Below are 12,721 nucleotides of genomic sequence, written 5' to 3'. Positions count from 1 at the left end.
TAAGTCAGATAAAAATTCAACCGCGATGGTTGATAATTTCATTAGACATCATCATTGTGTCTATATCTACATTTTTGGGTTTTTTGCTAAGGTTTAATTTTGAGTTTAATGAGCTTCAAGAATTTAATTATGTACCTGGAATTATTGTAAATACACTATTTGCATTAATTACAATTACAATAACCAAAAGTTATGCTGGTATAATTAGATACACGGGTATAATAGATGGTATTAGATTGTTAAAGTCACTTTTTATCACCCTCTTACTGACGACATTTTCAAATTTAATATACTTTTATTTTTTTGAGTATAATTATATTCCAAATTCCGTCATTTTCATTTCCTTTTTGGCGTCTTTCCTATTCATGTTTTCTTATAGACTCCTAATCAAAAGTGTATTTATATACTATGGAGCTACAATAAAGAGAAAAACTAGCATTGCTATTTATGGTGCAGGTCAGATGGGTCTTATTACTAAACATCTGGTGGATGATGACCAAAAATCGGAGTACAAAATAGCTGCTTTTTTCGAAGATGATGCCACAAAGGTAGGGAAAGAAATAAATGGATCAATTATATATTCCTTCGCTAGTTTAAATGAGATAAAGGAAAAATATAATATTAAAGAACTCATTATCGCCATCAATAATATTTCAATAAAACGCAAAAATGAGATTGTTGATAAATGTCTAGTTAATGATATAAAAGTTCGAAAAGTTCCAGATTTAAATTCTTGGGTTAAAGGTGAGCTGAGTATAAATCAAATTAGAGAAATTGACATAAATGAATTATTAGAGAGAGATTCTATTAGTTTAAATAATCAAGATCTTATTGATCAATTAAAAAACAAAGTGATTTGTATTACTGGAGGAGCTGGTTCAATTGGAAGTGAGTTAGTGCGCCAATTATTGGCATATAATCCTAAAAAATTAATAATTATAGATCAGGCGGAATCCGATTTATTTGAATTAATTAACGAGCTGAACTCTGATATCATTTCTTATCACATCGCAGATATCACAAATGAACTACGGATTTCTGCAATTTTTGAAACATATAACCCGGAAATAGTTTACCATACAGCTGCTTATAAACATGTCCCATTAATGGAGAATAATCCTTTTGAGGCAATTATTTGTAATGTATTTGGAACACAAACTGTTGCGAAACTCTCAATAAAATATAACGTGGAGAGATTTGTGATGGTATCAACTGATAAGGCTGTTAATCCAACAAATATTATGGGAGCTTCTAAAAGAATAGCCGAAATGTATGTTCAGTCATTGGATGCACATCATTCTACAGCATTTATAACAACAAGATTTGGGAACGTATTAGGATCCAATGGTTCGGTAATACCTTTTTTTAAAAAACAAATTAAAAAGGGAGGCCCTATAACAGTAACACATCCAGAAATTACGAGGTATTTTATGACAATTAGTGAAGCTTGTGAGTTGATTTTAGAAGCGGGATGTATGGGGAAAGGGGGTGAGATATTTATTTTTGATATGGGAGAATCTGTAAAAATTGTGGACTTGGCTAAAAAAATGATAAAACTATCAGGCTTTGAGCCATTTAAGGATATTGATATAGTTTATACTGGTCTAAGAAATGGAGAGAAATTATTTGAAGAATTACTTATTAAAGGTGAGAATAATTTACCTACTCATCATCCTAAAATAATGATAGCTAGTACGAATGTTCCTAATCATGAATCCATTAGCAAAGATATCGATCAATTGCTTTACTTTTCTAACAGAAATGAAGAATTCAATATGGTATCTATGATGAAAAAACTAGTGCCTGAATACAAAAGTAATAGTTCTATTTATCAAGTATTAGACAAATAAGAATATCATCTTTTCCTTCTTTTTCCGGGTCTTCCTGATTTCAATTTAGCACTACTTAATAAGTCAGCAGGTAAATAGAACTCAACTTTAATATTCATTAAAAAATAATTATCATTTTTTTCAGAATTGCCTCTAATTCTTCCTGCCTCTCTTGGTGTACCGCTTAGATTTCTATCGGCTAAAGCCGCATCTACTGGATCCCTAAAGGATGAATTATCAATATAATTGGTACTAACATCATCAATGTAGTCAGTAAAAGTTTGTCTAAAACCTCCTTCTATTGCTAAATTCCAAAAAGGGTTAACCTTAATTCTAACGCCCAATCCGTATGGTATTACTAAAGTAACTCTACTATAGCTCACTCCCTCGGTAGCTATTGGCTGAAGAGCATACTTTTTTCCATCCAGCTCAGCTGTTGGATTAAAATACAGCAAACCTAATCCTGCAAATCCATACAGATTGAAACTTGGTCTTTGATAGTACCTACTTCCATTACTAGTGAATGCCTGATATATTCCAACCACATTGAATTCAAAGTTATTTGATTGAAATGATAAATTCCTTTCAATTTTATTCTCATCTGATGAATTCTTATCACTTCCCTCAAGTTGAAACCACTGTATTTCAGCGCGAGCTCCAAAATTACCGTTAAAGAAGTAGGAAAGTCCAACATTTAAGTGAGGTTTAAAATCAAAATACTCACCATCATCTTTCAAATCACCAAAATATGTAGATGTACCAGAGCCTACACTGGCAATGAAATCTCTACCTCTCCTATAGTTAAAAAAACTCTGTCCTACTAAGTCAGAAGAAAAACCCAATAAGAATAACCCTATAATAAAATTTAACCTCATATGCTATAAATCAGTTTCAAGATACGAATTTTGTATCTTTTCCTAAAATTTATATTCAAATATAGGCCTAAAAGACCTTTTTAAATCCCATAAACAAAAAAACCGCTTAAATAAAGCGGTTTGTGCACCCGGAAGGATTCCCTGCCTGCCGATTACAATGTGCGCCTGGAAGGATTCGAACCCTCAACCCCCAGAGCCGAAATCTGGTATTCTATCCAGTTGAACTACAGACGCAGAATTAGAATTTATCAATTCTAATATACTCTTATTTTCGGCATTCAGGCGGGGAACCCTCAACCTCCAGAGCCGAAATCTGGTATTCCCTGTCTGCCGACAGGCAGGTATCCAGTTGAACTACGGATGCTATTTAAACTTATTTTAATACTTCACTTACTTTTGAAGCGGCATCTTTCAATAATATGGCTGATGCAACCTTCAGCCCTGACTCTTCAATGATTTTAGCACCTTCTTCTGCATTAGTACCTTGAAGTCTTACAATAATTGGAATATCAATATTGCCTATTTTCTTGTAGGCTTCAACAACACCATTCGCAACTCTATCACATCTAACAATACCACCAAATATGTTAATTAGTATAGCTTTAACACTAGTATCTTTTAAAATGATTCTAAACCCGGCTTCTACAGTTTCAGCATTGGCACCACCACCTACATCAAGAAAGTTAGCAGGCTCACCACCTGAAAGTTTAATGATATCCATTGTTGCCATGGCCAAACCAGCTCCGTTTACCATACACCCAACGTTGCCATCTAACTTCACATAACTCAAGCCAGACTTTCCAGCTTCTACTTCTGCCGGATCTTCTTCACTTATATCTCTTAGCTCTACAAGATCCTTATGTCTAAATAAAGCATTATCATCTAAGTTTACTTTTGCATCAACTGCTAGAATTTTATCATCTGAAGTTTTCAGCACAGGATTAATTTCAAACATTGAAGAATCTGTTGCTTCATATGCTTTGTATAAGGAATGAATAAACTTTACCATTTCTTTAAAAGCATTACCTTCCAACCCTAATGCAAAAGCTACCTTTCTTGCCTGGAATGACTGTAATCCAACAGAAGGATCGATCCATTCTTTAATAATTTTTTCTGGAGTATTTGCTGCAACCTCTTCAATGTCCATTCCGCCCTCAGTAGAAGCCATGATTACGTTGCATCCCTTTGCTCTATCAAGCAAAATACTCATATAATATTCTTTCGGTTCTGAGTCTCCCGGGTAGTATACATCTTCAGCAATTAAAAGCTTGTTTACTTTCTTACCTTCTTCACCAGTTTGATGGGTAACCAAAGTACCATTAATGATGTCTTTCGCCTTAGGGGCAACTTCATCAATTGATTTGGCAAGAACAACACCATTTGATCCTGTTTCTTTAATCTTTCCTTTTCCACGACCACCTGCATGTATTTGAGCCTTTAATACATACCAGCTAGTACCAGTCTCTTTATTCAATTCCTTAGCAGCTGCTAGTGCCTTTTCAGGATTATCTGCCACGATGCCTCTTTGGATATTTACACCGTAATTTTTTAGTATGTCTTTAGCTTGATATTCGTGTATGTTCATGCCTTAAAATTTTTGCACGAAAGTAGTTCTTTTGGCCTTATATTTCAAGAATTGAGACGGATTAATAGTGGCTTTTAGTAAGTTTGAGCTTCATCGTTATTTTGAAGTATTCATATGCTGGTAGCAAAAGATATTCATAAGTCTTACGGAGATCTTGAGGTTTTGAAAGGAGTCGATTTTGAAGTGAAGAGAAATGAAGTAGTTTCAATTACTGGGGCTTCCGGAGCAGGCAAAAGCACTTTACTTCATATTTTGGGCACTTTGGATATTCCAGATAAAGGGATTGTAACAATTAATGATGAAAATGTATTAAAGCTGAACTCAACAAAAAAGGCCAATTTTAGAAATACGCACATTGGGTTTATATTTCAATTTCATAACCTACTTCCTGAATTTAATGCGCTCGAGAATGTTTGTATTCCGGCATTAATTAAAGGTGAATCACTAAAAGGTGCTGAAAAGAGAGCAAGTGAACTATTGGAAAAGTTGGGAGTAGGAGGTAGAGCTAAGCATAAACCATCGGAATTAAGTGGAGGAGAGCAACAACGCGTATCGGTTGCTCGTGCTTTAATTAACAACCCGTCTATAATTTTTGCTGATGAGCCAAGCGGAAATCTAGATTCGAAAAATGCCGAACAGTTGCATGATTTGTTCTTTAAGCTGCGGGAGGAGTTAAATCAAACTTTTGTAATTGTTACTCATAACAATTCCCTTGCTCAAATGGCAGATAGAAAGTTAGAAATGCAAGATGGTATCTTTATTTAGTTTTCAATGCCTTAATGGCATTTTCAATATGTGCTTTATACCCAAAAAGACTATCAAAAGCATATTGAATTTTTAAGTCCGAATCTAACAAATATGTTATTCTTTTAGGGATGTTCAATACGGGTATGAGTGCATCATAGAGTTTACAAACATCACCACTTTGATCAGAAAGTAACTCAAAATTAAGATTGTGTTTCTCTTTAAATTTTTTGTGACTTGACACTGAATCCCTACTGATTCCTACCACTTTCACATCTAATTCTTGTAATTCATCGTGATGGTCTCTAAAAGAACATGCTTCTTTCGTACACCCTGGAGTAAAATTCTTCGGATAAAAATATAATACTAAGGGGCTACCTTTTTGATCTTCTAACTTGAATACACTTCCATTACTCGAAGGAAGAGAGAACCTGGGGGCTTTGCTACCTAATTTAAGCGCCATTAGTGAACTAGTATTTCTTCAGGTTCTGAAATATGAACTGTTCCGTCAGCTAAAATATGATCAAGTTTAATAACCTTTGTTTCATTAATTAAAATTGGGTCATATTTTGCGCTAATTCGAATATAATTGTCAGTATAACCGTGAATCTGACCATTTTCAATGTCTTCCTCAAATAACACTTCACGTTGCTTACCAAGTTGTGACTCGTAAAAGAATCTTCTTTTTTTATCAGAAAGATTACGAAGCATTTTCGATCTTTCATTACGTTTTTTCATAGGTACAATACCAGCCATCTCAGTAGCCGATGTATTTGCTCTTTCAGAGTATGAGAAGACATGCAAATAAGAGATATCCAGTTCATTTAAGTACTTATAAGTTAATTGAAACTCTTCGTCAGATTCTCCTGGAAAACCTACTATTACATCTACACCAATACAACAATCTGGCATCAGTTCTTTTATTTTGGTAATTCTGGACGTATATAATTCTGTTAGATACCTTCTTTTCATTTTCTTCAGAAGATTATCTGAACCTGATTGGAGTGGTATGTGAAAGTGCGGAACAAATTTATTTGATTGAGCTACAAACTCGATAATTTCATCTGTGAGTAGATTTGGTTCAATAGATGAAATACGGATTCTCTCTAACCCATCGACTTTATCTAATTCTTTAACTAAATCAATGAATCGGTCTTGTCTTTTTCCATCTCTGATGCCAAAATCGCCCGTATTTACGCCAGTTAGAACAATTTCTTTCACCCCACTTGCTACAATATCATTGGCATTTTTAATAACATTTTCAATGGTGTCACTTCTACTGCCTCCACGTGCCATGGGTATGGTGCAAAATGTGCAGCTATAATCGCATCCATCTTGAACTTTTAAAAAAGTACGTGTCCGGTCATTAATAGAATATGACTTATGGAAGATATTTGCTTCCTCTACATCAGAAGCTATTATTTTAGTTTGTTTTTCTCTAATAAAACCATCCAATAAATCTATGAGTTGAAATTTTTCAGCGGCACCTAATACAGCATCTACACCAGGAATTTCAGATATTTCTTTTGGTTTTAGTTGTGCGTAGCAACCGATGATTGCAACATATGCATCAGGTGAAATTTTTCGTGCCTCTTTTACCACTTTGCGACACTTTTTATCTGCATTTTCTGTAACAGAACACGTATTGATAATGAAAATATCTGGCTGATCTGAGAACTCTACCTTTAGATAGCCTCTTTCTTCAAACATTCTTGAAATCGAAGAGGTCTCTGAAAAATTAAGTTTACAACCAAGTGTATAGAATGCCACTTTTTTCATAGGGTGGCAAAATTAAGAAAATTGTATGTAACGGAGTGTTATTGCGGCAGATTACCTCTTCCTTTTCTTTATCTTGAGCGTACTCTTACCTTTTCGAGCATTTTTGAAGTCAACTCCAATACCATATCTAATAACTAATGCCAATACACGATAATTGGCCCTTAAGTTGTCATTAACTTGAAAATCATTGACAGGCACTGAACCATCTTTCGCTCCTAAGAATGTTTGACCTAACGTGAATCGCAGCTCAGCCTCCACTTTTTGAGATTTAATTATCTGGTTATCAATTCCAATTCCAAAATCAATTCCAAATAACCAGCGATTGCCATCTCTTATGTAGTTATATTCGAAATCACCTGGACCATCCTCAAACTTAACTTTATAGTCTAAATCTACAGTGGCATCTATGGTACCTTTGCCACTTAACCAATAATTGATATTCGGGCCTATATTCAAAAACCACTTACCTTCTAATCCTTTAATGAGAGTTAAATTAAACTCTTTTCGAAGTAAAAAATTGAGTTCAATAAAATTGTAAGAAGCGTTATTGACAACATCTTGCCCGTTAAAATTACTTTCTAAGTTTCGGCCTTTTCTCGAAAAAAATCCTTCGACAGACCATGCGAAATCATTTTCTAGCGGGAACAAGATATAGGCTCCAGCTCGGTAACCCAGTTTAATCTTAGAATCATACTCATCTCTGTCATCTTTATCTTCAAAAGACACAGTGTAAGCTTGTGGACCTGCGAGTAAACCGATGTCAAATTTTTGAGCATTTAGTTGAATACTAAATGCGATAAAAAACAGTGCGAAAAGCTTAAAAATTCTAGTGCTCACCTAAATTATTCGAATGCTTAAATATAATTTAAACTAAAAAAATAGTATATTCCAAACGGATATGTGTCTCAAGTTCATGCAATTAAGTTCTTTTTTGACAGTTTTGTAATGAATGACGAATGTTATTTTCAAAATTCATTTTTTAAACTAATGTCTTAATGTTTTTTAGACTACTTATATTGTGCTGTTCGATATTTTGGGTCTTCAGCATTCAAACCAGCCTTGCTCAAGATAATAGTAATTTCTCACACTATTTCATGAACCCATATACTATAAACCCCTCTTATGCAGGAACTGATGGTAGGCCTTCATTATTTTTAACATACAGAATGCAATGGTTAGATATTGAAGGGGCTCCCAAAATAGCAAATGCCTCTTTTCACACACCTATAGGAAATAAAATAGGTTTTGGGTTGAATATTACCAACGCAGAACGTGGGCCTTTAAATACTACTTCAGCATATTTGTCTAATTCAGTAGGAATTTCTCTCTCGGATAAATTCGTATTGAGGTTTGGGGCTTCGTTTGGAGCAGCATCGAATACAGTAGATACCGATGTGCTGGCTAATGTTGATCCAAATATTTTGATTGATATTGATCCGTTAGCCGAAGATAATTTATTCCTTATTGGTAATGCAGGTTTATCCTTACAAGCCAAATATTTCAATTTTGGGGTTTCCATTCCTAACATTTTTAGTGATGAGTTGGTAACAACTGAATCATTTAGTCAGGGAGAAATTAGTCCGCTAGAGAATTTGCTAATCTTTGCTAGTAATCGTTTTTACTTCTCCAAGAAGAAAAAACACATGTTTGAACCTTATCTTTTGTATAGATATAGCGATGTGCTGCCTCCTTTAATAGAGGGCACAGGAATCATTACATTGAATCATACGGTATGGTTTGGTGGATCTTACAGACAAGATTTTGGAATTTCTGCTCTTGCAGGCTTCAAGTTTAATAAGACTTTTGGTTTGGGTTATTCATATAGTATTCAAAATAGTGACGATAATGAAATAAACAGTCCTACGCATGAGATTCAGCTTAATTTATTGCTGGGGGGTAAAAAGAAAGACCGTTTTGTGTACTCTTTTGTTGATTCTGAATTACCGAAGCCAAAGTCTAAAAGACAATTAGCCTTAGAAGAACGAAGAAAACAACTTGAAGAGCAGCGTAAGTTAGAAGAGCAACGTAGGCAGCTTGAAGCGGAAGAGAAAGCTAAAGAAGAAGAAAGGCTTGCACAAGAAAGGGCTGAAAACGAAGCAAAATCAGCTGAAGAAAGAGAGGCAAGGGAACTGGCTGAGAGAGAAGCCCGTGAAAAAGCAGTAAAGGAAGCTCAAGAAAAGGCTAATCAAATAGCAAAAGAAAATGCAGCTAAGAATAATGAAAAGGCTGTTACTGAACCAATAGTGGAAGATGAAATTCAGAAACAACCAGAAAAACCAATGACGGAAACAGTTGTAGAGGAAAAAGTTCAGAGAGAAGAAGATAAGCCTATTCAAGAACCTATTATTGAAAATAAACCTACACCTAAAGTAAAAGAGAACAAACCTGTAAACCCTGCGCAAAATCTTGTTGAGAGATATACTACAGAGGATAGGGTAGTTGTAAAGAGAGGTGGTCATCTGCTTGAATTACAAAGTGGAGAGTACGTAATTGTAGGCGTATTTGGTAGTTATGAGCATGCAGAAAAGTATTCTGATGACTTATTCTTTAGAGGTTACCAATCGAAGTTTGGATATATTACTCAAGAGGGATATTGGTATGTTTATGTTCATCAGGGAGATGTTATAGAAGATGCTCGAGCTAAACGAGATGAACTGAGAAGAAAACAAATTTTCTCAAAAGCTTGGGTACTAACAGTTCAATAAAATGCGAAACACTTTTTTATTATTTTTCATAATTACTTCTACTATCGCCATTGCACAGCCAACTGTTAGCAATATTGATCCGGAAACGACTTATCCCGGAGGTGAAGTGGTAATATCTGGATCTGGATTTGGAACAAATGCCGCAGATGTGCGTGTGTGGTTTGGAGGTGTTCTTGCTCAGAATATTGTTAGCGTTTCAAATACTTCAATAGTTGTTGAGGCGCCAGCTGCTGCACCAAATGCGCCTGTTTCTGTAAGCAGAACGAGTACTGGTTTAAGTGGAGTGAGTAGACAATTGTTTTACATCTCTTATTCGGGAGCAAGTTTTGATGTTAATGATCTTGAACCAGAAATCGCTCTTTTAAATAACGGAACTGAAAACTTTGATATTTGCGGTTGTGATTTTGATGGAGACGGTAAAGTTGACTTAGCGTCTACTCAAAGAAATGGCACTTTTGTGAATATATTACGTAACAACAGTAATGTAGGTGCTATTTCATTTGAGTTATCGACAATTGACATCAGTACTCCAGCAACAAGCATTGGGTGCACTGATCTAGATGGTGATGGCAAGCAAGATTTGTATATGTCGAGAGAAGGGAGTAATACGAACCAGTTATATTTGTTTCGTAATTTATCTACCATTGGTAATATATCTTTTGGAGGAAGAATTATTGTTAATCTTTTAACAAATGATCCAACTGGATCCCCATATCAAGCCGTTAAGGTAGAGCATGGTGATTTAAATGGAGATGGGAAGCCTGATCTTGTAGTTACGAATGGTAATGCAGAGCAACGACTTATTAATATAGTTGAGAATAATAGTACTGTTGGAAATATTTCATTTGAAACCGCATTAATCTTTGAGCTTGATATTCAAGATACCAGTGGTGGTATATCAATACAAGATTTAGATAATGACGGACTTTTAGATTTAGCGATGACCAGAAATCAAGCTTCAAACTTCTTCGTATATCGAAATTTAGGAGGCGGTGGCTTTAATTTTGGGTCTCCTATTGAGTTGACAACTGGTGGTGAAACTATAATTAATGTTACTGCTGCGGACCTCAATGGAGATGGTTTTAAAGAATTAATTGTAACTGAAACACTTAAAAGTAATGTTTTAATCTATGAAAATACTTCTTCACCGGGTACGATTTCATATGCAAATGCTGCTGCATTTACAGTTGGAACAGGAGCTAAGCCAAACTCGGGTCCTTGGGTTGCACGGGGAGCTGATATGAATGGTGATGGCCTTTTAGACTTAGTTGTAGCAGATCGTGGAGAGGAGTCATATTCTGTATTATTAAATCAGGGTTCATTGAATTTTACTGCAATAAATAATACTACACCTTATGCAAATAGAAATATGTATACCGGTGATTTAGATGGTGATGCTAAACCTGATTTGGCTTTTACTGCATTGGAAATTCCAAGTGGTAATTTTTCACTACAAATCATTCGTAATTCTAATTGCTTTCAGCCAACAATTTTAAATGAACAACCTTTGGCTATTTGTGCGGGGCAAACTTTAACGTTGGAGACGCAAAACTCACCGGGCACTACTTATAGTTGGACGCTTAATTCAGGTGATTTAGGTTTGTCCACTAGCAGCATCGATATAACTACATTTGGAACCTATGAAGTAACTGCTGTTTCTGAAGGTGGTAGTTGCACAAATACAGCCTCAATCAATGTATCTGACGGGTCAGGTACAATACCAACTGACCCAGTAGCTACAAACGATGGTCCTGCGTGTACAGGGTCTACAGTTACTCTTTCTGTAGATAATCAGGCAGGTGCAACATACAGTTGGGTTGGGCCCAATGGCTTTACATCAACAGATCAGAATCCCGTTATTTCTAACCTGACATTAGAAGATGCAGGCCTTTATGAAGTTACTGTTAAAGTTGGGGACTGTCTAAGTAGTTCAGTCACAACGGAAGTATTGATAAATACTGCACCTAGTTTTAGTTTGAGTGCCTCAGGTGCTACAACTGTTTGTCAGGGCTCTGCAGTATCCCTTTCCACGCAAAATAGAGCCGGATTTACCTATCAGTGGCTAAGGGATGGTGCTGATGCGGGCGGTTCTTCTCCAACCTTTTCAGCTAACACAAGTGGTGTTTATCAAGTTAGAATCACTGAGAATAGTACCAGCTGCGAGGTATTTACCAACGAAGTGAATGTGCTTGTTTTGTCTGCACCAGTTGCTTCCTTTGATTTTAATACTCCAATCTGTACGGGAATTGACGCTACTTTTACAAACACATCTACAGTTGACCCTAATGCTACAGTAGTATATTCATGGGATTTTGGTGATGGTTCTCCGGTAAATACGACTGATGCGATTCGAATTTTTACCACTTCGGGTAGTTATGATATTACTTTATCCATTCAATATACAGGAGTAACAGGCTGTACTTCCAATACCACAAATACGATTAATGTAGTTGACGCAGTTCCTGTTAATATAACGGCACCTGATAACACTATATGCGAAGGTGAAACAATTGATTTAACAGCAGATGGTACATTTAGCTCTATAACGTGGGGCAATGGCGAAACAACTGAAGTAATTTCTGTCTCAACAGCAGGCACATATAGCGTTGTTGCTTTGGATAATAATGATTGTGAATCGACAGATCAGATAACGATAGTACAGGGAGAAGTGCCAGCTGTTCTTGCTTTTGCCAATGATACTCAGGGTTCCATAACCATCTCTCGCGGTACTGAAGTACAATTATTAGCTACAGAAGCAGACAGTTATAGCTGGTCGCCAACTGATTTTTTATCAGACCCTTCGGTTGCCAACCCTATTTCTACTCCAACATCAAACATAACTTACACAGTAATGGGAGCTATAACTGGTGGATGTATTGGTACAGCAACTGTAGAAATCATAGTGGGTCAATCTGCGGAAGAAATAGATGTTGAACATATAGCGGCATTTAATCCTGATAATAGCAATGATCCAACATGGAGAATAGAAAGATCAGAAAATTATCCGGAGTGCACAATTAGTGTTTTTGATGAGAGAGGAAGCTTGGTTTTTAGAAAATTAGGGTACAATAACGATTGGGACGGTACTTACGAAGGAACACCATTACCTGAAGGTGTATATTATTTCGTTTTCAGTTGCCCAGCTGTAAAACCTTACACGGGTACCGTAATGTTGGTTAGATAATGGTTACAAATCGCTGAAAA

The 12,721-nt window shown here is 35.7% G+C and carries 9 protein-coding genes and 1 tRNA gene; 4 read left to right on the top strand and 6 right to left on the bottom strand.

Annotated elements, in window-relative coordinates:
* The first annotated feature begins 56 nt into the window (after positions 1-56).
* Positions 57-1,850, top strand: coding sequence for a polysaccharide biosynthesis protein (locus tag JR347_RS14475; RefSeq protein WP_235689686.1), 1,794 nt, complete (start codon positions 57-59; stop codon positions 1,848-1,850).
* A 5-nt stretch (positions 1,851-1,855) separates the two neighbouring features.
* Here the strand turns inward: JR347_RS14475 and JR347_RS14470 are convergent, their stop codons facing one another.
* The 3 genes from JR347_RS14470 to sucC form a co-directional block, all read right to left on the bottom strand.
* Positions 1,856-2,704: a DUF6089 family protein gene (locus JR347_RS14470; RefSeq protein WP_205721302.1), complete on the bottom strand. Its 849-nt coding sequence runs from the start codon at positions 2,702-2,704 to the stop codon at positions 1,856-1,858.
* 160 nt (positions 2,705-2,864) lie between these two features.
* Positions 2,865-2,938 (bottom strand) — tRNA-Arg (locus tag JR347_RS14465).
* Between the two features lie 139 nt (positions 2,939-3,077).
* Positions 3,078-4,289: an ADP-forming succinate--CoA ligase subunit beta gene (gene sucC, locus JR347_RS14460; RefSeq protein WP_205721301.1), complete on the bottom strand. Its 1,212-nt coding sequence runs from the start codon at positions 4,287-4,289 to the stop codon at positions 3,078-3,080.
* Between the two features lie 114 nt (positions 4,290-4,403).
* Here sucC and JR347_RS14455 point away from each other — a divergent pair, with 114 nt between their 5' ends.
* Positions 4,404-5,054 carry an ABC transporter ATP-binding protein gene (locus JR347_RS14455; RefSeq protein WP_205721300.1) on the top strand — a complete coding sequence of 217 codons (651 nt, stop codon included), beginning with the start codon at positions 4,404-4,406 and terminating at the stop codon, positions 5,052-5,054.
* Here JR347_RS14455 and JR347_RS14450 read toward each other — a convergent pair.
* Genes JR347_RS14450 through JR347_RS14440 form a run of 3 tightly spaced genes read right to left on the bottom strand, consistent with a single transcriptional unit; the run spans position 5,047 to position 7,649 of the window.
* Positions 5,047-5,496: a peroxiredoxin gene (locus tag JR347_RS14450; protein ID WP_205721299.1), complete on the bottom strand. Its 450-nt coding sequence runs from the start codon at positions 5,494-5,496 to the stop codon at positions 5,047-5,049. The genes JR347_RS14455 and JR347_RS14450 overlap by 8 nt on opposite strands.
* Positions 5,496-6,812: a tRNA (N(6)-L-threonylcarbamoyladenosine(37)-C(2))-methylthiotransferase MtaB gene (mtaB, locus tag JR347_RS14445; RefSeq protein ID WP_205721298.1), complete on the bottom strand. Its 1,317-nt coding sequence runs from the start codon at positions 6,810-6,812 to the stop codon at positions 5,496-5,498. The genes JR347_RS14450 and mtaB overlap by 1 nt, the downstream gene beginning before the upstream one ends.
* A gap of 51 nt (positions 6,813-6,863) precedes the next feature.
* Positions 6,864-7,649 (bottom strand): porin family protein, encoded by a 786-nt coding sequence (locus JR347_RS14440; RefSeq protein WP_205721297.1) that lies wholly within the window; start codon positions 7,647-7,649, stop codon positions 6,864-6,866.
* A 158-nt stretch (positions 7,650-7,807) separates the two neighbouring features.
* Here JR347_RS14440 and JR347_RS14435 point away from each other — a divergent pair, with 158 nt between their 5' ends.
* Positions 7,808-9,517 (top strand): PorP/SprF family type IX secretion system membrane protein, encoded by a 1,710-nt coding sequence (locus JR347_RS14435; RefSeq protein WP_205721296.1) that lies wholly within the window; start codon positions 7,808-7,810, stop codon positions 9,515-9,517.
* 1 nt (position 9,518) lies between these two features.
* Positions 9,519-12,701: an FG-GAP-like repeat-containing protein gene (locus tag JR347_RS14430; protein ID WP_205721295.1), complete on the top strand. Its 3,183-nt coding sequence runs from the start codon at positions 9,519-9,521 to the stop codon at positions 12,699-12,701.
* The last annotated feature ends 20 nt before the right edge of the window (positions 12,702-12,721 follow it).

It is taken from the genome of Fulvivirga lutea (assembly GCF_017068455.1).
Classification (GTDB): domain Bacteria; phylum Bacteroidota; class Bacteroidia; order Cytophagales; family Cyclobacteriaceae; genus Fulvivirga; species Fulvivirga lutea.
Note: the sequence above shows the minus strand (reverse complement) of the source record. Positions and strands in the feature narration are given on the sequence as shown.